Origin of the sequence: Variovorax sp. J22P240, from assembly GCF_030316855.1 — a bacterium.
Classification (GTDB): Bacteria; Pseudomonadota; Gammaproteobacteria; order Burkholderiales; family Burkholderiaceae_C; genus Variovorax.
Window position 1 is genome coordinate 1373488 of the sequence record NZ_JASZYR010000001.1, and the last position, 23399, is coordinate 1396886.

The following is a 23399-nucleotide window of genomic DNA, read 5'->3' on the forward strand; positions in this document are numbered from 1 at the left end:
GCTACGGGCCGCACGCGCAAAAAAGCCCGCGCGGTGCGGCCACCGGGCGGGCTGGGGGTTGGCGGGCTTTGGCGAGCCGGAGGCTTCAGCCGAAGACTGAGTCCACGAGTTGGGTGCGACTGGTCAAGTCGAGGTGCGAATAGCGCGCGGACATGCGCGGGCTGCTGTGGTTCAAGTGAACCATCAACTGAATCGTGCTGGCGCCGGCGGCCGCGAGCGCAGAGGCGCTGCTGTGCCTCAGCGTGTGGATGGTCACGTCGCGCCCGGGCAGCGCCTTGCGCGCCAGGGCGGCAAAGGCGCTGGTGCAGTTGTGCGGGTGGCCTGGGCGGTTCTGGCTCTCGAAGACGTACACGCCGGGCGCCCTGCCCGCCTCGCCCCCAATCGCCTTGAGCTCGGCGACGACACGCTGGGTCAACGCGACTTCATGCGGGCGCCCGTTCTTGGTGGTCGGGATCGAAATGCGCCGCCCTTCGAGGTCGACCTGGCCCCATCGCAACTCGCGCAGGTTGGCCACGCGCAGGCCCGATGTGTAGGCCAGGAGCACGAACAGGGGGAGCTTGCGCCAGAGCTCGAGGCGAGCGACGGCCACGAGCTTGTCGATCTCCTCGGGGCGCAGGAACTCGAACTTCTTGGGCGGCTCGGGATTGATGGCCACATCCTTGCACGGATGCTGGACGGTGCGCGGGAGTTTCCGGTTGCGCCGGGCCCAGGTGAAGACGGCCGAGACCGAAGAGCGGTAGCGGTTGATCGAGGCGCCCGACAGGGGCTTGCCGGTGGCGATGGCGCCGCGGCCTTTGTAGTTCTGCATCTTGCCGCGCTGGGCGAGTGCGATCAGGCCGTCCTCGATGTCGTCTGCGGTGACGTCCTTGGCGGCCTTGCCGGCGAGGTACTCGCGCCAGTAGGCGACTTGTGTTTTGCGCGCTGGGTCCTTGCCTTCAAACAAATGAAGGTAGGCATCACAAAGCTCTGCGAAAAGCAGGTTGTGCATGGTTGAAAACTCCTGGTTCTGCGTTAGGGGATGCATTGGTCTGAGACCAATGCAGAAACCCTTGGCACGGCGCATGAACCGGACGTTTGGAGGCGCGACCCGGAGTCGAACCGGGCTAGACGGATTTGCAATCCGTTGCATAACCGCTTTGCTATCGCGCCACGTTCTTTTTCTAGACTTTCGAAGTCCTACGAATACCGCGAAAAAAAGGGAAGCCTCAGCTTCCCTTTTTCAAAACTGGAGCGGGAAAAGAGTCTCGAACTCTCGACCTCAACCTTGGCAAGGTTGCGCTCTACCAACTGAGCTATTCCCGCGTTTCGAGCCTCGAATTATATACCATTTTTTCGAAGTCCCGCAACTGTCGCCATCAATGTTTGACGGAGCCTTCGACCGGCGTTGCGGCGCGCTGCTTGGCCAACTCGGCCACGGCAGCAGCGGATGCTGCAACCTCTTCGTCGGACAGCGGCGTCGGCATCTTCTCCAGTGCAATCTCGAGCACCTTGTCGATCCACTTCACCGGCACGATCTCGAGGCCGTTCTTCACGTTCTCGGGAATGTCCTGTAGGTCCTTCGCGTTCTCTTCGGGAATCAACACGGTCTTGATGCCACCGCGCAAGGCGGCCAGCAGCTTTTCCTTCAGGCCACCGATCGCCGTGACTTCGCCACGCAGGGTGATCTCGCCGGTCATCGCGACGTCGGCGCGAACCGGGATGCCGGTGAGCGCCGACACGAAGGCCGTCGTCATCGCCGCGCCTGCGCTGGGGCCGTCCTTGGGCGTCGCACCATCGGGCACGTGGATGTGGATGTCGCGCTTCTCGAACACTTCATCCTTGATGCCCAGGCGACGAGAGCGGCTGCGCACCACGGTGCGAGCGGCCTCGACCGATTCCTTCATCACGTCGCCGAGCGAGCCGGTGCGGCTGATCACGCCCTTGCCGGGCATGGTGACCGCCTCGATCGTGAGCAGGTCTCCGCCAACTTCCGTCCACGCGAGCCCCACCACCTGACCGACCTGGTTCTGCTTCTCGGCCAAACCGAAGGTGTACTTGCGAACGCCGAGGAAGTCGTTGAGGTTCTCGCCGTTGACGACTACCTGCGGTTCCATCTTCTTGAGCAGCAGGCCCTTGACCACCTTGCGGCAGATCTTCGACAGCTCGCGCTCGAGCGAACGCACGCCCGCTTCGCGGGTGTAGTAGCGCACGATATCGCGCACCGCTTCCTCGGTGATCAGGAGCTCCTCTTCCTTCACGCCGTTGTTCTTCATCTGCTTGGGCAGCAGGTACTTCAGCGCGATGTGCGTCTTCTCGTCTTCGGTGTAGCCCGAGAGGCGAATGACTTCCATCCGGTCCAGCAGGGCCGGCGGGATGTTCATCGAGTTCGACGTCGCGACGAACATCACGTCGCTCAGGTCGAAGTCGACCTCGACGTAGTGGTCGCCGAAGGTGTGGTTCTGCTCCGGGTCGAGCACTTCCAGCAGCGCGCTCGACGGGTCGCCGCGGAAGTCGGTCCCGAGCTTGTCGATCTCGTCCAGCAGGAACAGCGGATTGCGCGTGCCGACCTTGTTCAGGCTTTGCAGCACCTTGCCCGGCAGCGCGCCGATGTAGGTGCGGCGATGGCCGCGAATCTCGGCCTCGTCACGCATGCCGCCCAGGGCCATGCGCGTGTACTTGCGGCCGGTCGCCTTGGCGATCGACTGCCCGAGCGAGGTCTTGCCGACCCCCGGTGGGCCGACCAGGCACAAGATCGGCGCCTTGACCTTGTCGACGCGCTGCTGCACCGCGAGATATTCCAGGATGCGATCCTTGACCTTCTCCAGGCCGTAGTGGTCCTCGTTGAGCACTTCCTCGGCATGCGCGAGGTCGTGCTTGATCTTGGTCTTCTTGCTCCACGGCAGGCCGATCAGCACGTCGATGTAGTTGCGCACCACTGTCGCCTCGGCAGACATCGGCGACATCAGCTTGAGCTTCTTGAGCTCGCCCTCGGCCTTCTTGAGCGCTTCCTTGGGCATCTTGGCGAGCTTGATCTTCTTCTCGATCTCCTCGATATCCGCGCCCTCTTCGCCTTCGCCCAGCTCCTTCTGGATAGCCTTGACCTGTTCGTTCAGGTAAAAGTCGCGCTGGTTTTTTTCCATCTGGCGCTTCACGCGGCCGCGGATCTTCTTGTCGACGTTGAGGATGTCGACCTCGCGCTCAAGTTGCCCGAAGAGGTTCTCGAGGCGGGCCTTGATGTCGTCCAGGTCGAGCACGGCCTGTTTATTGTCGAGCTTCAGCGGCAAATGGGCGGCGATGGTGTCCGCCAGCCGGCCCGGATCGTCGATGCTCGAAATCGAGGTGAGGATCTCGGGCGGGATCTTCTTGTTGAGCTTCACGTACTGGTCGAACTGCTGCATCACCGCGCGGCGCAGCGCCTCGACTTCCGTGCCCTTCTGCGTCGCGACTTCGGGGGCCTCGACCGGCGTCACGTTCGCGGAGAAATGCGTCTCGCCGTCGTCGATGCGGTTGACTCTTGCGCGCTGCTGGCCTTCGACCAGGACTTTCACGGTGCCGTCGGGCAGCTTCAGCATCTGAAGAATGGTCGAGATGCAGCCGACCTCGAACATGTCCTCGACCGAGGGCTCATCCTTGGCGGCGGCCTTCTGGGCCACCAGCATGATGCGGCGCTCGGCTTCCATGGCAAGTTCGAGCGCCTTGATGCTCTTGGGCCGCCCCACGAACAGAGGGATGACCATGTGAGGGAACACGACCACGTCGCGCAACGGAAGCAGCGGCAGGTCGAGTTCGGTGGCAGGCAGCGGGGTATGACCGGACATGGGGATCCTTTACTTGATCATGGAAAGATGGTCGGCGGCACGCACTTTTCAAGTGCGCGGGCACGGTCTTCGTCGAAGACGCCGGACGCCTGGCGGGGAGCGGCCGGCTGCTTGTGCATTCAGGCCTTCTTGGCTGCTTCGCGGTAGACCAGCAAGGGCGGCTTGTTCTCGTCGATCGTGGATTCCTCGACCACGACCTTGTCGACATTGGCCGTGTTCGGCAACTCGAACATCGTGTCGATCAGCGACTGCTCCAGGATCGAACGCAGACCGCGTGCACCCGTCTTGCGGGCCAGCGCCTTGCGTGCGATCGCCTTCAGCGCCGCGGGGCGGATTTCGAGGTCCACGCCTTCCATCTGCAGGAGCTTGGTGAACTGCTTGACCACCGCGTTCTTCGGTTCGGTCAGGATCTGGACCAGCGCGTCCTCGCTGAGCTCGGCGAGCGAGGCCACGACCGGCATGCGGCCGACCAGCTCGGGAATCAGGCCGAACTTGATCAGGTCTTCGGGCTCGACTTCGCGGAACACTTCGGTGATGCTGCGCTGCTTCTTGCTCTTGACCGAAGCGCCGAAGCCGATGCCCGAGGCTTCGGTGCGGTTTTCGATGACCTTTTCCAGCCCCGCGAACGCGCCGCCGCAGATGAACAGGATGTTGGTCGTGTCGATCTGCAGGAAATCCTGATTGGGATGTTTGCGGCCGCCTTGCGGGGGCACGCTGGCCATCGTGCCTTCGATCAGCTTCAGCAGCGCCTGTTGCACGCCCTCGCCCGACACGTCGCGGGTGATCGAAGGGTTGTCCGACTTGCGCGAGATCTTGTCGATTTCGTCGATATAGACGATGCCGCGCTGGGCGCGCTCGACCTCGTAGTTGCAGCTTTGCAGCAGCTTCTGGATGATGTTCTCGACGTCCTCACCCACGTAGCCGGCTTCGGTCAGCGTCGTGGCGTCAGCCATCACGAAAGGCACATCGAGCATGCGCGCGAGTGTCTGCGCCAGCAGGGTCTTGCCGGAGCCGGTGGGCCCGATCAGCAGGATGTTGCTCTTGCTGAGCTCGACGTCGTCGCCCTTCGCCTTTTCCTTGTGGCGCAGGCGCTTGTAGTGGTTGTAGACCGCAACGGAGAGCATCCGCTTGGCGGGTTCCTGGCCGATGACGTAGTTGTCGAGGTTGGTCTTGATCTCCAGCGGCGTCGGCAGGTCGCTGCGCGCCTCGCGCGTTTCGTCGCCCGCGGGGAGTTCGTCGCGAATGATCTCATTGCAGAGATCGATGCATTCGTCGCAAATGAAGACCGAAGGTCCGGCGATCAGCTTCTTGACCTCGTGCTGACTTTTCCCGCAGAACGAGCAGTAGAGCGTTTTTTCGCTGGAGGAGCCTTTTTTCTCGGCCATGGACAAATGCCTCGTAACAGGGGTTTAACAATGATAGCGAAACAAAAACGGCGTTCCCCGTGTGGGGAAACGCCGTTGTTGCTCGGGCGCCTCAACGCCAGGTGCCTTAACTGCGCTTCGAGATCACTTGGTCGATCAGACCGTACTCTTTGGACTCGTCCGCCGTCAGGAAGTAATCCCGCTCGGTATCGCGAGCGATCTTCTCGAAGGACTGGCCGGTACGGTCCGCCAGGATGCGGTTCATCTGCTCGCGCGTCTTGAGGATGTCGCGGGCGTGGATCTCGATGTCCGTGGCCTGGCCGCGGGCGCCGCCCAGGACCTGGTGAATCATGATCTTCGAGTTCGGGAGCGAGAAACGCTTGCCCTTCTCGCCTGCCGCCAGGAGGAAGGCGCCCATGCTGGCCGCGAAACCGATGCACAGCGTCGACACGTCGGGCTTGATGAACTGCATGGTGTCGTAAATCGCCATGCCGGCGCTCACGCTGCCGCCCGGGGAGTTGATGTAGAACGAAATGTCCTTGTCCGGGTTCTCGCTCTCGAGGAACAAGAGCTGCGCCACCACGAGATTGGCGGTCTGGTCGTTGACTTCACCGACCAGGAAGATCACCCGTTCCTTGAGAAGGCGCGAATAGATGTCGTAGGACCGTTCGCCACGGCCCGACTGCTCGATGACCATCGGAACCATGCCGAGGCCCGTAATTTCCTGTGCGCTCATGTTTGCTCTCCAGAGGGGTTTGTACTGTACCCAGACGAAATGGGGCTCGTGCCGCAAAGCACAAGCCCCATGGATGGACTGCAGTGCTCCGCCCGATCAGCCCTGTTGGGCCATCAGTTCGTCGAAGGAAACCGACTTGGCGTTGACCTTGGCCTTGCCGAGCACGAAGTCCGTCACATTGTTCTCGATCACGACGGCTTCGACTTCCGCGAGGCGGCGGTTGTCGCTGAAATACCAGCGAACCACGTCGGCCGGCTTCTCGTAGCTGGCGGCGAGTTCGTCGATGTGGGCCTTGATCTGCTCGGGCTTGGCCTGCAGGTTGTTCGCGCGGACCAGTTCGGCCACCACCAGGCCCAGGCGCACGCGGCGCTCGGCTTGCGGGCGGAACACGTCGTCGGGGATCGGCGCCTTCTCGGCGTCCTTGATGCCGCGCTGCTTGAGCTCGGCGCGGGCGCCTTCGATCATGCGGTCGACTTCGGCCTGCACGCTCGACTTGGGCAGGTCCAGCTCGGCGCTGGCGATCAGCGTGTCCATCACCGCGTTCTTGTTGCGGGCCAGCAGGCGGAACTTGACTTCGCGCTCGAGGTTCTTCTTGATGTCGGCGCGCAGGCCTTCGACCGTGGCGTCGGCGATGCCGAGCGACTTGGCGAGCTGTTCGTTGACTTCTGGCAGATGCGAAGCTTCGATCTTCTTCACGGTGACCATGAAGTCGGCTTGCTTGCCGGCCACGTCCTTGCCGTGATAGTCGGCCGGGAAGGACAGCGGGAAGGTGCGGCTGTCGCCGGACTTCAAGCCACGCACGGCATCTTCGAATTCCTTGAGCATCTGGCCTTCGCCTACGATGAACTGGAAGTCCTCGGCCTTGCCACCTTGGAAGGTTTCGCCGTCGATCTTGCCTTCGAAGTCGACCGTGACACGGTCGCCGTCCTGCACGGCGGCATCCTGCGCGCGCTGCGCGAAGGTGCGGCGTTGCTTGCGCAGGATGTCGAGCGTCTTGTCGATCGCGTCGTCACCCACCTCGGCGCTGAGCTTTTCGACTTCGGCGCCGGACAGGTCATTGATCTTGACTTCCGGGAAAACTTCGAAAACCGCGTCGAAAGCGAGCTCGCCTTCGGGCGCGTTTTCCTTTTCGGTGATGCGCGGCTGGCCGGCCACGCGCAGCTTGGCTTCGTTGGCGGCGTGCGAGAAAGCCTCGCCGACCTTGTCGTTCATGACTTCGTAGTGAACCGAGTAGCCATAGCGCTGGGCCACGACGTTCATCGGCACCTTGCCGGGACGGAAGCCGTCCATCTTGACGGTGCGGGCCAGCTTCTTGAGGCGCGAATCGACCTCGGACTGGATGGTGCCGACCGGCAAGGTCAGCGTGATCTTGCGTTCGAGTTTCTCGAGGGTTTCAACGTTCACGGTCATATCAGTCTTCCTTGTGAGGGGTCTTGTGCTGGTGCGCGGGGCCGGACTCGAACCGGCACGCCATTGCTGGCGTCAGGACCTAAACCTGGTGCGTCTACCAATTTCGCCACCCGCGCGGTTCCAGTTGTCTTCAGGCGATGAATGAACGAAAGCGGCCCACAGGCCGCCTTCGTCTATCAGGAGCGGACGACCCGGAAGTCCCCCGCTTGAAATCGGTCAACCGCGTATTTTAAGCGCGAACGAGAGCCTCTTCGGACTCCGCCACCGGGTTTCTCTCATCCCGCCTCACGCGGAACCAGGCCGCGTACATGGCCGGCAGCGCCAGCAGCGTGAGCACAGTCGCCACGATGAGACCGCCCATGATCGCCACGGCCATCGGTCCCCAGAACACGCTGCGCGACAACGGAATCATGGCCAGCACGGCCGCCGCCGCGGTGAGCACGATCGGCCGCAGCCGCCGCACCGCCGATTCGACAATCGCGTCCCACGCCGGAACGCCCGCGGCGCGGTCGCTCTCGATCTGGTCGATCAGGATCACCGCGTTGCGCTGGATCATCCCCATCAGCGCGATCACGCCCAGCAATGCCACGAAGCCGAACGGCCGGTTCAGCGCCAGCAACGCGCCGGCCACGCCGACGATGCCCAGCGGCCCGGTGATGAACACCAGCAACGAACGGCTGAAACTGTGCAGTTGGAGCATCAGCAGAGTGAACACCAGGAACAGCATGATCGGCACGCCAGCCACGATGGACGCCGAGCCCTTGCTGCTTTCTTCCACCGCGCCGGCCACCTCGATGCGATAGGCGCCATCGCCGGCCGCGTGCCATCTGGCCTCCAGCTCGCGCAGCTTCGGCAACAGCTGGCCGGTCACCGTCGCGCCCTGCAGGCCTTCGACGATGTCGCCCTGCACCGTGATCGCATAGTCGCGGTTCTCGCGCCACATGACGCCCGGTTCCCAGGTGAAAACCGGCTTGGCGATCTGCGTCAGCGGGATCGAGCGGCCCGAGCTCGTGGGCAGGTAGGCATTGCCGATGTCCGAGATTGCCTCGCGCTCGTCCGGGGACTGGCGCAGGGTGATGTCGATGAGCAGGTCGTTCTCTCGGTATTGCCCCACCGTCGTGCCGCTGAACATGGTCCGCGAGGCCTGCGCGATCGCCTGGCTGGTGACGCCGAGCGCGCGCGCCTTGTCCTGGTCGACCTCGAGCCGGATCACCTTGACCGATTCGTTCCAGTTGTCGTTGACGCCGCGCATGTTCGGGTTCTCGCGCATCAAGGCCTTGACCTCGTCGGCATGCGCGCGCAGCTTCGCGGGGTCGGTGCCGATCACGCGAAACTGCACCGGGTACGGCACCGGCGGGCCGTTGGGCAGCAGCTTGACGCGGCCGCGCGCTTCGGGGAATTCCTGCGCCAGCATCGCCGGGAGCCTGATGCGCAGCGATTCGCGGTACTTCAGGTCCTTGGCCAGCACGATCATCTGCGACACGTTGGTCTGCGGAAATACCTGATCCAGCGGCAGGTAGAAGCGTGGCACGCCCGAGCCGATCCAGCTCGTGACCGTGCTGACGCCGTCTTCCTTCTGAAGCCGCTGCTCGACCCGCTTCGCCACCTCTTCGTTCGCCGCGAAGGACGTGCCCTCCGGAAACCACAACTCGACCAGGATTTCAGGCCGGCTCGAATCCGGGAAGAACTGCTGCTGCACCTTCCCCATGCCGAAGATGCCAAGCGCAAAGACAAGCAGCGTGGCGCCGATGGTCAGCCAGCGATGCTCGACGCACCAGTTCACCGTGCGGCGGAAGGTGTTGTAGAACGGCGTGTCGAACAGCTCGTGCGGCGGCGCATCCGGATCGTGCGGCTTCACCTTGAGCAGCAGCGTGCCGAGGTAGGGCACGAAGTAAACGGAGACGAACCAGCTCAGCACCAGCGCGATCACCGTGACCGCGAAGATGGCGAAGGTGTACTCCCCCGTGACCGATTTCGCGATGCCGATCGGCAGGAATCCTGCCGCAGTGATCAGCGTGCCGGTGAGCATCGGCTTGGCGGTGACGTCGTAGGCGAAGGTGGCTGCGCGCACCTTGTCGTAGCCCTCCTCCATCTTGCGCACCATCATCTCGACCGCGATGATCGCGTCGTCCACCAGCAAGCCGAGCGCGATGATCAGGGAGCCGAGCGATATCTTGTGCAGGCCGATCCCGAAGTAGTTCATTGCGAGGAAAGTCACGGCGAGCACCAGCGGAATGGTGATCGCCACCACCAGGCCCGGCCGTATGTCGACGTACCAGCCGAAGCGCCCGCCCTTGTGCAGACCCAGCGCGATAAAGCTGACCGCGAGCACGATCGCCACGGCCTCGATCAGGACGCTGACGAATTCATTGACGGATTTCGAGACGGCCACCGGCTGGTCCTGCACCTGCGCGAGCTTGACGCCGAGCGGCAGGCGGTGGTCGATCTCGGCGGTTGCGCTGCGCAGCGCTTTGCCGAGTTCGATGATGTCGCCGCCCTTGGCCATCGAGACACCGAGCGCAATGACTTCCTTGCCCTGGTGGTGCACCTTGACCGCTGGCGGATCGACGTAGGCCCGGTGAATCTCGGCGATGTCACCCAGGCGCATCTGGTTGCCCGAACTGCCTCGGATCGGCATCGCGCGCAGTTGCTCCACGCTCGTGAACTGGCCGGCGACGCGCACCTGCACCACGTCCTGCGGCGACTGGATGGTCCCGGCGCTTTCGATCGCGTTCTGCGATCCGAGTTGAGTCAGCACCGCATTGAAGTCGAGGCCGAGTTGCGCAAGCCGCTTCTGCGAGACCTCGATGAAGATCTTCTCGTCCTGCACGCCGAACTGCTCGACCTTGGCCACGTCCTTCACGCGCAGCAGGCGCTGGCGCACGTCGTCGGCGAAGGTCTTGAGTTCGGCATAGCTGAAGCCGTCGCTTTCCAGCGCGTAGATCACGCCGTAGACATCGCCGAAGTCGTCGTTGAAGAACGGGCCCTGGATACCCGCCGGCAGCGTGCCGCGCATGTCGCTGATCTTCTTGCGCACCGTGTACCAGACGTTCGCGACCTCGCTGGCCTTCGACGAATCCTTGATCTGGAAAATGATCTGCGACTCACCCGGCTTGGAATAGCTGCGGATCTTGTCGGCGTAGGGCGCTTCCTGCAGCGTGCGTTCGAGCTTGTCTGTCACCTGCTCGGCCACCTGCTGCGCCGTAGCGCCCGGCCAGTAGGTGCGGACCACCATCGCGCGGAAGGTGAACGGAGGGTCTTCGTCCTGGCCGAGCTGGAAGTAGGACGCAAAGCCCAGCAGCATCAGCACCAGCATGAGGTAGCGCGTGAGCGCCCCGTGCTCCAGCGCCCATTTCGAGAGGTTGAAGCCGGACTTGCCGGACGCGTCGGTCTGGGACGTCATTGCGGCGTCCTCAGCGCGTGGCGACGGGAGCGACGACGGGTGCCTGCACCGGCGCGATCGCCTGCGCGGGACTGCCGGGCGCTGCGCCCTTCCCTTTCTCCTGGTAAATGGAGACTTTCTGCCCCGGAGACAGCACGTGCACGCCTGCGGCGACCACCAGCATGCCCGGGGAGACGCCGCTGCCGATCACGGCTTCGTTGCCGTCGGCGGTGGCGACCTGGACCGGCTGCGAGCGGACGGTCATCGTCTCCTTGTCGAGCACCCACACGGCGGTGCCCTGGCCTTCCTGGCGCAATGCGCTGGTCGGCAACTTCAACACGGCCGTGCCGGTGCGCGACAGCGCCTTCGGCCGCGCATAGACCGTCGCTCCGAGCGCCGGCGCCGTGACGGCGTCAATCGTCACCTTGACCGTGTACGTGCGCGTGACCGCGTCGGCGCTGGCCGCTACTTCACGCACCTTGCCTTCGAGTTCCGCGCCGCCGGCCCAGCCGCGCACCGCGACCGCGGAACCTGGCTTGACCAGCGCCGCCCGGTCTTCGGGCACCGCGAACACGACGTCGCGCGCGCCGTCCTGGGCGATTCGCACGACCGGCGTTCCGGCCGCGACCACCTGCCCCGGCTCGGCCTCGATCGCGGTGATGATGCCCGGCACGTCCGCCACGAGCGTCGTGTAGTTGGCCTGGTTGCCCTGCGACGCCAGTTGCGCCTGCGCCTGCTCCAATTGAGCCTGCGCGGCCTTGTAGGTGGTCTCCCGGCGCTCCAGATCGGCACCGCTGATGAAGTTTTGCTCGCGCAGTTCGCGATAGCGCTTGAGGTCGGCCGCAGCGAGGTCGCGGTTGGTCAGTGCGGCGGCGTGCTGCGCGCGGGCGCCCTCGGCGGCGAGCTTGTAGTCTTGAGGGTCGAGCTGGGCCAGCACCTGGCCGGCCTGCACATGTTGGCCGAGTTCCGCCTGGCGCCGCGTGATCTTGCCGGCCACCCGGAACCCGAGCCGCGACTCCACGCGAGCCCGCACCTCGGCTGAGAACTCCGGCTCGGTGTCGTACGTACTCGCTCCCACCGTGACCACCTTGACGGCGCGCAACGGCTCTTCGGCCGCGGGCGGACGCGAACAGCCGGCAAGTACAAGGATCGCAAGCAGCGCCCAGGCGCGGCCAGGGAACGAGGAGAGGGACGACGCGGTCATGAAGCACCCTTGAAAAAGCGAAAAGGGCCATTAATGACCCGCCGGTTAGTAATCTAGGGTAAACGCCAATCGCTGTCAACGAAATCAGTAGTTCCGGGCGGAATGCTTCGTTTGCCGACGGCGATGTGCCGTACCGCACAATGCGCCGCGTGCCATCCACCACCACCCACCCCGTGCTCGCCGCCACGCCGACGCACTACGAGAACTTCCCGGTCGCGTCCTGGCTGTGCCCGCCGCGGCTGCGGCCGCCCGTCGCCGCGATCTATGCCTTCGCGCGCACTGCCGACGACATCGCCGACGAAGGCGACGCCAGCCCGGCCCAGCGGCTGGAGGAACTGCGCGCCTTTCGTGCGGATCTGGCCGCCACGGCGAGCGGCACTGCGCCTTCGAATCGGTGGCCTGAGGTCTTCGGCCCGCTCGCGCACGCCATTCGCGGCTTCGCATTGCCGGAGAACCTTCTTGCCGACCTGCTCTCCGCGTTCATGCAGGACATCGAGAAGACACGCGACGGCGCAGGCTACGCCGACCGGACCGAACTGCTGGACTATTGCCGCCGCTCCGCCAACCCTGTCGGCCGGTTGCTGCTGCATTTGTACGGGGTCGACGATGCATCCTCGCTCGCGCAGAGCGATGCCGTATGCAGCGCCTTGCAGCTCATCAATTTCTGGCAGGACCTCAGCGTCGACCTCCCGCGGGGGCGCTTCTATCTGCCGCACGAGGACAGGCGGGCACACGGGCTGAGCGCCAGCGACTTCCACACCTTCAGGCCGCTGCGGCCCACAGCTCCGCCGCCGAACGCCATCGCACTGGTCGCCAGCCTGGTCGCATGGGCGCGCACGCTGATGCGCGAAGGCGCGCCGCTCGTGCACCGGCTGCCGGGCCGTGCAGGATGGGAGCTGCGCTTCGTGGTCCAGGGCGGCAGTCGCATCCTCGACAAGATCGAGGCGCTGGCCTGCGACACGTTCTCGACGCGTCCGACCATCGGCAAGGCCGACGCGCCGCTGCTCGCGTGGCGGGCCCTGCGGATGCGGAGACAATCGCCCGCATGAAGAGGCCCGCACGATGACCCCCGAGCAGTACGTCCAGGACAAGGCCGCTGCATCGGGCAGCAGTTTTTATTACGCATTCCTGTTTCTTCCGAAACCGCGCCGCGCCGCCATCACCGCTTTCTATGCGTTTTGCCGCGAGATCGACGACGTGGTCGACGAGGTCACCGACCCTGGCGTCGCGGCCACCAAGCTCGCCTGGTGGCGGACCGAAGTCGCCCAGTCCTACGCCGGGCAGCCGCACCATCCGGTGATGCAGGCGCTGATGCCGCACGCCACGACCTACGGCATCGAAGAACGACAGTTGCACGAAGTGATCGAGGGCTGCCAGATGGACCTCGACCAGACCCGCTACCTCGACTTCCCGGCCCTGCGGCGCTACTGCCACCTGGTGGCCGGCGTAGTGGGCGAAGGCGCGGCACGCATCTTCGGCCAGACCGAGCCGCAGACCACCGAGTACGCGCACAGGCTGGGCCTCGCGCTGCAGTTGACGAACATCATCCGCGACGTCGGCGAGGATGCGCTGCGCGGACGCATCTACCTTCCCGTCAACGAGCTGCAGCAGTTCGACGTCAAGGCGCACGAGATCCTGAATCGCGTGCACTCGGATCGCTTCATCGCGCTGATGAAGTTCCAGTCGGCGCGTGCGCACAAGGCCTACGACGAAGCGCTCGCCCTGCTCCCGCCGCCCGACCGGCGCATGCAGAAGCCGGGGCTGATGATGGCGAGCATCTACCGCACGTTGCTGCGCGAGATCGAACGCGATGACTTCCAGGTGCTGCATCAGCGCGTGAGCCTGACGCCCGTGCGCAAGCTCTGGCTGGCATGGCGAGTGCAAGCATTAGGGAAGCTGTGACTTGAGCCGCGTCGCGATCATCGGCGGGGGATGGGCCGGCATGGCCTGTGCGGTCGAGGCAAGTCAGGCTGGCCATGCGGTCACAGTCTTCGAGGCCGCGCGCAACTGGGGTGGCCGGGCGCGCGCCCTGATTGCCACCCTGCCCGACGGGCAGGAAGTGACGCTGGACAACGGCCAGCACATCCTCATCGGCGCCTACACCCGCACGCTCGAACTGATGGCGCGCGTCGGCGTCGACGTAAATCGTGCACTGCAACGCGTTCCGCTCATCCTGCGCTTCCCCGATGGCGGCGGCCTGTCGTTGCCGCAGATGCCGCGGTGGCTCGACCGCGCGACCCGGCACATCGCGCCACTCGACGTCGTGGCCGGCGTGCTGGGTGCGCGCGGCTGGACATGGCAGGACAAGCTCTCGTTGCTGACGACTTCCTCCCGATGGAAAAAGCAAGGCTTCGTGTGCCCGGACGATCAAACGGTGGCCGGCCTGTGCGCCACGCTCACGCCGCGCGTGCGCGAGGAGCTCACCGACCCGCTGTGTGTGTCGGCCCTCAACACGCCCGCTGATCAAGCCAGCGGGAAGGTATTCCTGCGCGTGCTGGCAGAAGCCCTGTTCTACACGCCGGGCGGATCGCAACTGCTTTTGCCGCGCGTGGACCTCGGTGCGCTGTTCCCCGATGCGGCCGATCGATGGCTGAGAGAGCGAGGCGCCCGGACGGTGGCCGGCCAACGCGTGCGGGCCCTTTCGCGCACAGGCGACGGTTGGCGTGTCGATGACGAACCGTTCGATCGTGTGGTGCTGGCCTGCTCGCCATGGGAAGCCGCGCGGCTGACCGCCGACCTTGCATCGTCCTGGTCCGCCGTGGCCGATGCCCTGCCCCACGAATCCATTGCCACGATCTATCTCCACGGCGCCGTGGCCTTGCAGACGCCCTTCGTGGCGCTGCGCAGCGGGCCTGGATCGCCTGCGCAGTTCGCCTTCGACCGCGGCCAGCTCGGCGGACCGAAGGGCCTTCTGGCCTTCGTGATCAGCGCAAGCACCGGCGATCGCGAAACGCTGCAGCGGCAAGTGCTGACGCAAGCCCGTCAGCAACTCGCCCTCGAGCAACTGCAGCCGGTGCTGACTGTGGTCGAGCGGCGCGCCACTTTCGCGTGCATCCCCGGCCTCGTGCGACCGCCGATGCGGATCGCGTCAAACCTCATGGCCTGCGGGGATTACGTCGAGGGCGACTATCCCGGCACGCTCGAAGGCGCGGTGCGCAGCGCCATCGCCGCAGCCGCAGCGCTCTAGGCCCGTCCGGCCGGCTTGCCGACGCCCGCCCAGTCGGCGCGGAAACCGTTGCCGGAGGATTTCAGGATCGCATCCAGCGGATTCGCGACGCTCGAAGGCGCCGGGCGGATCGGCACGTCAGCGGGCGGCCACTGCGCGGGCTGATGCTGCCGCGATTCCGAATCCAGCGCGATGCTGTGCTTGTCCATCAGCCGGTACAAGGTCATGCGCGACACGCCGAGTTCGCGCGCAGCATGCGTGATGTTGCGCCCGACCCGGGTCAACGTGAGGCAGATGACGTCGCGCTCGGCCAGCGTGCGGGCGGCATCGAGTCCCATGCCGACGGGGTTGTCCACCATCGGGAGTCCGAGGTCGATCGGGCCGATGAGGCGCCGGTCGGTCATGACGACCGCGCGCTGCACGCGGTTGAACAGCTCACGGACATTGCCCGGCCACGCATGCGCGAGCATCGCCGCGACGGCCTGCCGGCTGAAGCCCCTGACCCGCGTCCGGCTCTTGGCCACGCAGCGCTGGAAGAAGTATTCGGCCAGGATGGGCACGTCTTCCATCCGCCGCCGCAACGGCGCGACATCGATTGACAGCACGTTCAGGCGATAGAACAGGTCGTCCCGGAACTGGCCGACCGCCACGGCCTCGGCCAGGTCCACGTGCGATGCCGCCACAACGCGCACATCGACATGGAGGTTGCGCACCGCGCCCACGCGGCTGATCGTCTTTTCCTGCAGGAAGCGCAAGAGGTTAGTCTGCAGCTCCACCGGCAGATCGCCGATCTCGTCGAGAAAGATCGTGCCGCCGTTGGCCGCTTCGATCAGGCCGCGCCGCTCTGCCGACGCTCCGGTGAACGCGCCACGCTCATGCCCGAACAGCTCGGACTGGATCAGGGACGGGGAGATCGCGCCGCAATTGACCGCGACGAAGGGGCCCGCCGAGCGCTGCGAGCATTGATGGATCGCCCGGGCAGCCAGCTCCTTGCCACTGCCGCTCTCGCCGCCGATCAGCACCGGTGCTTCCGTGACCGCGACCTTGCGAATCTGTTGCCGCAACCGCGTGATGGCCGGGCCCTGCCCCACCATGCCCAGCGCATCCACCGCATTGCGGTGCGATGCGTCATGCCGCTGCCGGAGCAAGGCGCGCTGGCTGGCCCGGTCGAGCATCAGCTCCAGCTCGTGCACGTCGAAAGGCAGCGTCTGGTGGTCGAAGAAGCTGCCGAGGATCAACTCCCGAAAATCCGCGGACTCGAGCGCTTGCGCCTCGCAGACGCACACCCACTCCGAACCGCCCGAGGCCGCGATGCAGGCCTCCACCGCCGCTTCGGAGGCGGTCAGCGCACTGCCGACGACCAGCACGCTCACGTTGAAGTTCCGGTGGGCCTGGATGCGGCCCGCGCCCACCAGGTCCGAAGCCTGAGCCACGTCCCATCCGCGCGCGATCAACGGGCCTGCGACCTCGCCCGCGTTGCCGCCCAGCGTCACGGAAAGGATATTCCCGCGCATAGGCCGCACTCAGAAGGTGAACGGCACCCTGACTGTCAGTTGGAGATCCGGCGTGTCGCGGGTCAACCCGGCGCCGACACTGACATTCAGAAGGGTCTTGTCGCTGTAGCGGTACGAATAACCCAGCAGCAGCGAGGCCAGTTGGGTGCGCACCGAGCCGATGACGTACTGGTCGTTCTGCTTGGTCCGCCCGACGGAGTACAGCTCCATGCCCAGACTGAAGGACGAACGCTCGTTGATGGCCAGGCCCATGCCGAGATTCATGCCAAAGACGTCCCCGGGCTTCACATCCCCGAGAAACTCCGTCTGCCCGTTCAGCACCGTGCGGCTGACGTCGTTGCGCGCGAAGTTGTAGGTGTAGCTGAGACCACCGAAGAACACTGCCGGATCCGATGGCAGCAGGAAGGTCAGGCTCGGCTGCAACGAATAGAAGCCGGATCCGACCGGCAACTCGAGCGGCAGGGCCGTGCCGGTGGCATTGCCGACGCACCGCGTCACGCAGTCGACCGGCACCTCGAAGGGATCCTTGCCATTGCGCGCCTTGAAGCGCAGCGCACCAACCACGTAGGGCTTGTTGTTGTCCCGGCCGTCGGCAATCTGGTAGCGAATCGCGGCTTCCACATCGCCGATGCCCTTGCCGTGCGTATTGAAGACATTGTCGAAGGCGCTGCCCGTGAAGATCTCGCGGCTGATCATGTTGTCCGAACGGTTGACGTATGGCACCTTCAACTCGAGTTCCATACGGTTGGTCGCACCCCACCGAGTCGTCAGCGCGGAAATGAAGGTGTTGTTCTTGAACTCGCGAACGTCCACCAGGCCGATCAGGATCGCGGGAATCACCGTGTAGCCCACGAGCGCCACCCGGTTGCTGGACGAATAGATGTACTGCAGCGAAGGCTCGAGGACGAACGTGCCCTTCGGCGTGAGGATGCTGGGCTCACTGAAGATCTGGGCGACGGGCGGCGCCTCGACTTCGGCGGCAGGTGCCACGCCCACGCGCACGGGCGTCGTGGACGTGTCTTCGGTGGATTGTGCGGTCTCGGTAGGGATCCTGGTGGGCGTGCCGGGCGTGATCACCTGCGGTTTGCTGCCGGGGGCCAGCAGCGTCTCGCGCGCTTCCTGGGTGACCATGCGATCCTGCAGTTCGCGAAAGCGTGCTTCCTGCTCGGAGGCCTGCTTGCGCAGCGCTTCGATCTCCCGGCCCTGATCGGCCAACTGCTTCTGGAGTGCTTCGACGCGCTTGGCTGTGGTCTGTGTGTTCCGCGCTGCCGTCGTCCCCTGCGACTGCGCAACAGCGCCCGTCCATGCAATCGAAGAATAGGCAAGCAACACGAGCGCCCTGAGCGGACGATTGGTCTCCATCTCTTCCCCTCTTTTATGGTTCTTCCCGCGAGGTATCGGGCGCCAGACTAATCTCATTGCTGTAACAGTGCCAAGCAAGAAGTTGCAATTAAAGGTAAGTCGATAGTCCACACGGGTGGGGTGTCTCAGAGGTGTGGCACTTCGGTCCCGACGCACGCCGAAAGGCCCGCGCCACCAGAGGCAAGACCGCGCCTCATCGCTATACCGTTCGGCATACGTGCAACGCCTTACTTACGCGAAATCGGCTGTCACACGCATGAGACAGAAAGAGAAACTTTCGGGGACTGTCCGAGGTGTCAAGTCGCGGCTCGTGCCTCCCCGCAAGCGATGCATGCGGGCAGGGTGCACCGTCAAGCACCTGTGACACTGCGAGCCCGAAAACACCCCCCACGTGCCTCTGGGTCAGCTAGGGCATGTATTCATGAAACTGTCATATGGAACGCGTCCCCAATGGAGAACGCCATGCGCGAAACAAGCAGTAAGTTGGTGGCACCGAAGTTGCACAGCCGCCCGTGATTTGCGGCGACGCACGTCACTACCAAGCTTGTTCAACTTTTTGGAGGGTTCATGAAAAAGACACTTCTGGCTTCGGCCATTGCGCTTGCCTTCGGGTTCAGCGGTTCGGTGGTATTTGCCAATGACACCGACCAGTCTGCACGTCAGCGTACGGAGACGGGCAGCAACACCAACACCGAGACAAGCACGAGTACCAGCACGAGCACGCGCACGAGCACCAGCAACAGTACGCGCAACAGCACGAGCAACAGCACGAGCACCAACAGGGAATCGGGTGCTGCAGAGGCCAGCGCCGCGCGTTCCGCTGCAATCAACAACGGATCCACCGGCACCTTCACCAACGCATTCAACACAGCCAAGGCGACGGCCGTCAGCAAGCTGGATGGCTATGTCTCCGGCAACACGGTGTCCCACATCGGCAACTACGCGACCAACCTTGGCTCAGCTGCCGGCGGCTCAGGCTACGGTGGTCGCGGTGGGACAGGCCGAGGCGGCGAAGCCTCCGGCCAAGGCGGCAACGGCGCCACGGGCACGGGCGCGGTCGGCGCGGTGGGTGGCAGCGCATCCAATGGCGCCATCACGCATGGCAGCGCCACGAACGGCGGATCGACTGCGGGTGACGGCGGCAACGGCCTCGGCGGCATCGCCGCAGGCCTGCAAGGCAGCGGACGCGCCTCGTCGAGTGGCGGCGACGGCGGACGCGGCGGCTCGAGCGGCGACAGCGGCCGCGGCGGAAGCAGCGGCAGCCTGTCCGCGGCACTCGGCGGCAGGAGCGGCGGTGGCGGCGGTGGCGGAAGCTCCGGCAGCACCTCGGCTGGCTCGGGCGGCTATGGCGGCGGCGGCGGCGCAGGCGGTGACGGTGGCCTGGCCGGCGCAGCAGGCGGCGCGGGCGGCGCAGGCGCAGCAGGCGGCGCGGGCGGCGCGGGCGGTGCCAGCGGCACGGCAGGTGCAGGCGGCGCGAGCGGTGCGGGCGGAGCCGGCACATCGACCAGCACGGCAGGCGCAGGCGGCGCGAGCGGCGCCACGGGTGCCGGTGGAGCGGGCGGCTCGGGCGGCGGCGGTGGAGCAGCCACCAGCACCGCGACCGGCACGCAGACCGGCGGCGCAGGCACGGGCGGCGCAGGCGGCTCGAGCACGAACGGCAGCGCTACCAATGGCAGCGCCAGCAACGGTAACAACACTGCAGGCGCCGGCGGCGCAGGCGGTAGCGGCACCGGCGGCGCGGGCGGCGCAGGCGGAACCAACACGGGCAACGGCGGAACCGGTGGCGTCGGCAACGGCGGTACGGGTGGCGCAGGTGGAACCAACACGGTCAACGCCGGTACGTTCAACATGTCCAACTCCATGACGAGCGTCGGTCAAACCGCCGCGGGCATCATGGTCGCGAACCAGAACAGCGGCATTGCCTCGATGGTTCAACAGAGCGTGAACGTCCAGGCCAACCTGTCCGTGGGACGCTGATCGATCGCGAAGACCGATGAACGCCGTGCAGCCTGATCCGTTCAGGCCGCACGGCGCTTGTCGGCTCGCCCTCACACGAGGCTGAAGGGACACGCCATGAAATTCGTTACCCTCATCGGGTCCGTTTGCGCGGCCCTGGGTTTGCTGTTGCCTGCCGCGGCTGTGGCGCAAGGCGCTCCGGCGACCAGCGAGACATCGGCCGGCAGTGATCGAAGCGTGGCCTTTGCCGCCGTGCCGGTCGACTCTGCAACGCTGGCAAGCTATCGCGGAGGAAGCGAGCAAGTCAGCAACGAGATGACGCTGAACGGCACCACGGCCAACAACTCCGCCAACCGTGTCAACACTGGCGACAACACCATCAGTGCGGGCTCGTTCGCCAACATGAATGGACTGCCGGTCGTGATCCAGAACTCCGGCGCGAATGTACTGATACAGAACGCGGTGATCCTTCATCTGCAGATGAACTGAGGAGAGCGCCATGCGCGGCATGCTGCTCTCTTTCGCACTGCTGACTGCGGCCATCGCAGCGCCTGCCCAGCAGGCCTACCTGCCCGGCCTGGGCGGGATGGACGTGACCATCCCCATCACCAGCCTGAAACAGGCGCGCATGGGGCGTACGCTGATCCAGAAATACGACTTCAGTTGCGGCTCGGCGGCCCTCGCCACGCTGCTGACGCACCACTACGACTACCCGGTCACCGAAGCGGCGGTGTTCAAGGAGATGTACGAGAACGGCGACCAGGCGAAGATCCACAAGGAAGGTTTCTCGCTGCTCGACATGAAGCGCTACCTGGAGGCACACGGCTTCAAGGCCGACGGATTCGAGCAGCCGCTCGAAAAGCTCAACCAGGCGCGCATCCCCGCCATCGTCCTCATCAATACGAACGGCTACCACCACTTTGTCGTGGTCAAGGGCGTGCAGGACGACCGCGTACTCGTCGGCGATCCCGCACAAGGCACACGCGCGATGTCGCGCAAGGTATTCGACGAGAGTTGGAAGAACGGCCTGCTCTTCGTCATCCACAGCCACATGGAGCAGGCGAAATTCAACGTGGCGGCCGACTGGCGCGTGTCACCTCGCGCGCCGCTGGCGCGTGGCGTCGGCCGAGCAAGTATGAGCGACATCACCATGCCAAAGCTGGGACCGGGAGACTTCTGATGAAGGCACGGCACTTTCCGTTCGTGCGCTCGGTGCTGGGGCTCTGCCTCTGCGCGCTGGCAGGAAGCGCCCTTTCGCAGGCGCACTCAGGCGAATCCGATCCCGTGCCGCGCCGCGAGGAGCTATGGATGGCGGTGAGCAGCCACACGCTCGACCAGATGCGCGGCGGATTCGACCCGGGCAACGGGCTGCTGGTGAGCTTCGGGATCACGCGGGCTGTCTACATCAACGGCAACCTCGTGACGCAAACCACGCTGGACTTCGGCCATATCAACAACCTGACTCCGGCGCAGGCGGCGCAACTCGACAAGCAGCTGTCGAGCCTGAATCTTGTGCAGAACGGTCCGGGCAACACCGTTGCGGCGCAACAGGGCGGTGCGAACTACGGGACCGTGATCCAGAACACGCTGGACAACCAGCACATCGTGAATCAAACCGTGATCAATGCGACCAGCAACGCGGCGGGAATGCTGAAGAACTACAACATCCAGTCGTCGGTGAGCGACGCGGTGGCACGTGCCATCATGAGCTCGCGTTGACGGATACCCAGGCTACGCGGACTCCAGCGCCATGCACAGCGCGTGCAGGTTCGGCACGATCAGTTGCGGCCGCGCGCCGTGTTCCCACGGACGCTCATCGCGAACCAGCCAGGCGGCCTGCATGCCGGCTTCGAGCGCGCCGACCACGTCCAGCACAGCGTCGTCGCCGACATGGAGCACGTCCTTCGGCAACAGCCCCACCGAAGCAGCCGCGGCCCGGAAGATCGGCGCATGCGGTTTGCCGCTGCCGAATTCGCGCGCGTTGAAGCCGCTGCGAAACCAGCGACTCACGCCGGTGAGCTTCAGGTCGGCATTGCCATTGGAAATTGCCACCAGGGGATAGCGCTCGCTCAGCCACCGCAGCGCGGGCAGCACGTCGTCGTAGAGCGTTACGCGCTGGCGCTCGGCGAAGAAGGCGTCGAAGGCCGGGTCCGCCAGAGCCGGGTCTTCGCCCGCGCGCCGCAGCGCTGCGCGGATGGACTCGCGGCGCAGCGCGCTCAGGTCGTGTGCAAGATCGGAGCGCTCCTTGGCCGTGGCTTCGCGCAGTTCGCGCAATACGCCGGGCGTGATCAGCAGGCTTGCCGTCTTCGGCGCCTCGCGCACCAGCCATTGATGAAGAACGCGTTCGGCGCGTTCGATGGTGGGCCAGATGGGCCAGAGCGTGTCGTCGAGGTCGAGTGAAATCGCGGCGATGCGCTTCACGTCGAGGGTCATGGAATCAGGAGTCACGGAGGGCATGACCGAGAATATCGCATGCCTTTTCGACCTGAACCGCCTGCCGCCGACAACGCCCAGGAGCGCACCGCCGTGCTCTGGTGCAACCTGGGATCGCCCGACGAGCCGACGGCGAGCGCCGTTCGCCCGTACCTGGCCGACTTTCTGGGCGACCCGCGCGTGGTCGAGATCCCGCGCGCGCTGTGGGCGCTGATCCTGCACGGCATCATCCTGCGCACGCGGCCCGCAAAGTCGGCCGCCAAGTACGCCAGCATCTGGACACCCGAGGGCTCCCCGCTCAAGGTGTGGACGAAGAAGCAGGCGACGCTGCTGGCAGGTTGGCTCGGCGAGAAAGGCCATCGCGTAACGGTGCGCGATGCGATGCGCTACGGCAATCCATCGATCGCCTCCCGGCTCGATGAATTGAAGGCCGAAGGCGTCACGCGCGTGCTTGTGCTGCAGGCCTATCCGCAGTACTCGGCCACCACCACGGCGAGCGTGATCGACGCCGTCAATGCCTGGAGTGCCGGCGTGCGCCGCGTGCCCGAGTTTCGCTTCGTCAACGACTACCACGACGATCCGCTCTACATCGATGCCTTGGCGCACAGCGTTACGCGCCATTGGCAGCAGAGCGGACGCCCCGACCGGTTGGTGATGAGCTTCCACGGCATTCCGGAACGCAACATCAGGCTCGGCGACCCCTACCAGGCGCAGTGCCTAGCGACCGCGCGTCTGCTGGCCGACAAGCTGCAGCTGACCACAGCGCAGTACCGCATCACTTTCCAGTCGCGCTTCGGTCGCGCCAAATGGCTGGAGCCCTACACCGAACCCACGCTGCGCGAACTCGGCGCGGCGGGCGTTTCCAGAGTCGACGTGATGTGCCCTGGCTTTCCAGCCGACTGCCTGGAGACGCTCGAAGAGATCGCGATGGAAGGCCGCGAGGCCTTCCTCGGCGCGGGCGGCAAGGAATTTCGCTACATCCCCTGTCTCAACGACAGCAGCGCGTGGATCACGGCGCTGTCGAACATCGCGGACCGTCACCTCGGCGGCTGGCCCACCCGGCGGGCCTGAATCC

At 65.2% G+C, this 23399-nt stretch carries 18 protein-coding genes and 3 tRNA genes; 8 read left to right on the forward strand and 13 right to left on the reverse strand.

The annotated features are described in order from the left end of the window. Nucleotides 1–85: 85 nt before the first annotated feature. The 10 genes from QTI24_RS06620 to QTI24_RS06665 all read right to left on the reverse strand — a co-directional run bounded on the left by QTI24_RS06620 (nt 86) and on the right by QTI24_RS06665 (nt 11893). Nucleotides 86–988: a tyrosine-type recombinase/integrase gene (locus QTI24_RS06620; protein WP_286599137.1), complete on the reverse strand. Its 903-nt coding sequence runs from the start codon at nt 986–988 to the stop codon at nt 86–88. Nucleotides 989–1075: 87 nt separating this feature from the next. Continuing rightward, a tRNA-Cys gene (locus QTI24_RS06625) sits at nt 1076–1149 on the reverse strand. Nucleotides 1150–1226: 77 nt separating this feature from the next. Further along, nucleotides 1227–1302 (reverse strand) — tRNA-Gly (locus tag QTI24_RS06630). Nucleotides 1303–1355: 53 nt separating this feature from the next. After that, the gene (gene lon / locus QTI24_RS06635; protein ID WP_286599138.1) at nt 1356–3797 is read right to left on the reverse strand and encodes an endopeptidase La; all 2442 of its coding nucleotides are present in this window, start codon (nt 3795–3797) and stop codon (nt 1356–1358) included. A gap of 119 nt (nt 3798–3916) precedes the next feature. Next, nucleotides 3917–5182 carry an ATP-dependent Clp protease ATP-binding subunit ClpX gene (gene clpX / locus QTI24_RS06640; RefSeq protein WP_286599139.1) on the reverse strand — a complete coding sequence of 422 codons (1266 nt, stop codon included), beginning with the start codon at nt 5180–5182 and terminating at the stop codon, nt 3917–3919. Between the two features lie 106 nt (nt 5183–5288). After that, nucleotides 5289–5897 (reverse strand): ATP-dependent Clp endopeptidase proteolytic subunit ClpP, encoded by a 609-nt coding sequence (clpP, locus tag QTI24_RS06645; RefSeq protein ID WP_286599140.1) that lies wholly within the window; start codon nt 5895–5897, stop codon nt 5289–5291. Between the two features lie 96 nt (nt 5898–5993). Further along, nucleotides 5994–7307 carry a trigger factor gene (tig, locus tag QTI24_RS06650; protein ID WP_286599142.1) on the reverse strand — a complete coding sequence of 438 codons (1314 nt, stop codon included), beginning with the start codon at nt 7305–7307 and terminating at the stop codon, nt 5994–5996. Nucleotides 7308–7336: 29 nt separating this feature from the next. Next, nucleotides 7337–7423 (reverse strand) — tRNA-Leu (locus tag QTI24_RS06655). 113 nt (nt 7424–7536) lie between these two features. Then, on the reverse strand, nt 7537–10710 hold the full coding sequence (locus QTI24_RS06660; RefSeq protein WP_286599143.1) for an efflux RND transporter permease subunit: 3174 nt from the start codon (nt 10708–10710) through the stop codon (nt 7537–7539). A gap of 10 nt (nt 10711–10720) precedes the next feature. Beyond that, complete coding sequence (locus QTI24_RS06665; RefSeq protein ID WP_286599144.1) at nt 10721–11893, reverse strand: efflux RND transporter periplasmic adaptor subunit; 1173 nt, start codon at nt 11891–11893, stop codon at nt 10721–10723. 140 nt (nt 11894–12033) lie between these two features. Between QTI24_RS06665 and hpnC the strand changes: the two genes are divergently transcribed. Genes hpnC through hpnE form a run of 3 tightly spaced genes read left to right on the forward strand, consistent with a single transcriptional unit; the run spans nt 12034 to nt 15080 of the window. Further along, nucleotides 12034–12942: a squalene synthase HpnC gene (gene hpnC / locus QTI24_RS06670; RefSeq protein WP_286599297.1), complete on the forward strand. Its 909-nt coding sequence runs from the start codon at nt 12034–12036 to the stop codon at nt 12940–12942. Nucleotides 12943–12955: 13 nt separating this feature from the next. After that, nucleotides 12956–13795 (forward strand): presqualene diphosphate synthase HpnD, encoded by an 840-nt coding sequence (gene hpnD, locus QTI24_RS06675; protein WP_286599145.1) that lies wholly within the window; start codon nt 12956–12958, stop codon nt 13793–13795. A 1-nt stretch (nt 13796) separates the two neighbouring features. Next, the gene (hpnE, locus tag QTI24_RS06680; protein ID WP_286599146.1) at nt 13797–15080 is read left to right on the forward strand and encodes a hydroxysqualene dehydroxylase HpnE; all 1284 of its coding nucleotides are present in this window, start codon (nt 13797–13799) and stop codon (nt 15078–15080) included. On the opposite strand, the gene QTI24_RS06685 is transcribed toward hpnE, so the two are convergent. Together QTI24_RS06685 and QTI24_RS06690 are read right to left on the reverse strand one after the other, a co-directional pair. Continuing rightward, on the reverse strand, nt 15077–16573 hold the full coding sequence (locus QTI24_RS06685; protein WP_286599147.1) for a sigma-54 interaction domain-containing protein: 1497 nt from the start codon (nt 16571–16573) through the stop codon (nt 15077–15079). The two genes, hpnE and QTI24_RS06685, sit on opposite strands and share 4 nt — an antisense overlap. Nucleotides 16574–16582: 9 nt before the next feature. Continuing rightward, entirely contained in the window at nt 16583–17935 is a 1353-nt protein-coding gene (locus QTI24_RS06690; RefSeq protein WP_286599150.1) for an acetate kinase, read from the reverse strand. A 567-nt stretch (nt 17936–18502) separates the two neighbouring features. Between QTI24_RS06690 and QTI24_RS06695 the strand changes: the two genes are divergently transcribed. From QTI24_RS06695 to QTI24_RS06710, 4 genes are all read left to right on the forward strand, one after another. Further along, nucleotides 18503–19912 carry a hypothetical protein gene (locus QTI24_RS06695; protein WP_286599151.1) on the forward strand — a complete coding sequence of 470 codons (1410 nt, stop codon included), beginning with the start codon at nt 18503–18505 and terminating at the stop codon, nt 19910–19912. 96 nt (nt 19913–20008) lie between these two features. Further along, on the forward strand, nt 20009–20380 hold the full coding sequence (locus tag QTI24_RS06700; protein ID WP_286599152.1) for a hypothetical protein: 372 nt from the start codon (nt 20009–20011) through the stop codon (nt 20378–20380). 10 nt (nt 20381–20390) lie between these two features. After that, nucleotides 20391–21071 carry a C39 family peptidase gene (locus QTI24_RS06705; protein WP_503011209.1) on the forward strand — a complete coding sequence of 227 codons (681 nt, stop codon included), beginning with the start codon at nt 20391–20393 and terminating at the stop codon, nt 21069–21071. Then, nucleotides 21071–21610, forward strand: a complete 540-nt coding sequence (locus tag QTI24_RS06710) for a hypothetical protein (protein ID WP_286599155.1) — start codon at nt 21071–21073, stop codon at nt 21608–21610. Before QTI24_RS06705 ends, QTI24_RS06710 begins: the two co-directional genes overlap by 1 nt. A 12-nt stretch (nt 21611–21622) precedes the next feature. Here the strand turns inward: QTI24_RS06710 and QTI24_RS06715 are convergent, their stop codons facing one another. Continuing rightward, entirely contained in the window at nt 21623–22324 is a 702-nt protein-coding gene (locus QTI24_RS06715; protein WP_286599156.1) for an HAD family hydrolase, read from the reverse strand. A 39-nt stretch (nt 22325–22363) separates the two neighbouring features. Here QTI24_RS06715 and hemH point away from each other — a divergent pair, with 39 nt between their 5' ends. Further along, entirely contained in the window at nt 22364–23395 is a 1032-nt protein-coding gene (hemH, locus tag QTI24_RS06720) for a ferrochelatase (protein ID WP_286599159.1), read from the forward strand. Nucleotides 23396–23399: the final 4 nt, after the last annotated feature.

Excerpts from the sequence above, each read along its gene's own strand:
- QTI24_RS06620 (WP_286599137.1), bottom strand. The coding sequence starts at position 988 with ATGCACAACCTGCTTTTCGCAGAGCTTTGTGATGCCTACCTTCATTTG.
- lon (WP_286599138.1), bottom strand. The coding sequence starts at position 3,797 with ATGTCCGGTCATACCCCGCTGCCTGCCACCGAACTCGACCTGCCGCTG.
- clpX (WP_286599139.1), bottom strand. The coding sequence starts at position 5,182 with ATGGCCGAGAAAAAAGGCTCCTCCAGCGAAAAAACGCTCTACTGCTCG.
- clpP (WP_286599140.1), bottom strand. The coding sequence starts at position 5,897 with ATGAGCGCACAGGAAATTACGGGCCTCGGCATGGTTCCGATGGTCATC.
- tig (WP_286599142.1), bottom strand. The coding sequence starts at position 7,307 with ATGACCGTGAACGTTGAAACCCTCGAGAAACTCGAACGCAAGATCACG.
- QTI24_RS06660 (WP_286599143.1), bottom strand. The coding sequence starts at position 10,710 with ATGACGTCCCAGACCGACGCGTCCGGCAAGTCCGGCTTCAACCTCTCG.
- QTI24_RS06665 (WP_286599144.1), bottom strand. The coding sequence starts at position 11,893 with ATGACCGCGTCGTCCCTCTCCTCGTTCCCTGGCCGCGCCTGGGCGCTG.
- hpnC (WP_286599297.1), top strand. The coding sequence starts at position 12,034 with ATGCGCCGCGTGCCATCCACCACCACCCACCCCGTGCTCGCCGCCACG.
- hpnD (WP_286599145.1), top strand. The coding sequence starts at position 12,956 with ATGACCCCCGAGCAGTACGTCCAGGACAAGGCCGCTGCATCGGGCAGC.
- QTI24_RS06685 (WP_286599147.1), bottom strand. The coding sequence starts at position 16,573 with ATGCGCGGGAATATCCTTTCCGTGACGCTGGGCGGCAACGCGGGCGAG.
- QTI24_RS06690 (WP_286599150.1), bottom strand. The coding sequence starts at position 17,935 with ATGGAGACCAATCGTCCGCTCAGGGCGCTCGTGTTGCTTGCCTATTCT.
- QTI24_RS06695 (WP_286599151.1), top strand. The coding sequence starts at position 18,503 with ATGAAAAAGACACTTCTGGCTTCGGCCATTGCGCTTGCCTTCGGGTTC.
- QTI24_RS06700 (WP_286599152.1), top strand. The coding sequence starts at position 20,009 with ATGAAATTCGTTACCCTCATCGGGTCCGTTTGCGCGGCCCTGGGTTTG.
- QTI24_RS06705 (WP_503011209.1), top strand. The coding sequence starts at position 20,391 with ATGCGCGGCATGCTGCTCTCTTTCGCACTGCTGACTGCGGCCATCGCA.
- QTI24_RS06710 (WP_286599155.1), top strand. The coding sequence starts at position 21,071 with ATGAAGGCACGGCACTTTCCGTTCGTGCGCTCGGTGCTGGGGCTCTGC.
- QTI24_RS06715 (WP_286599156.1), bottom strand. The coding sequence starts at position 22,324 with ATGACCCTCGACGTGAAGCGCATCGCCGCGATTTCACTCGACCTCGAC.
- hemH (WP_286599159.1), top strand. The coding sequence starts at position 22,364 with ATGCCTTTTCGACCTGAACCGCCTGCCGCCGACAACGCCCAGGAGCGC.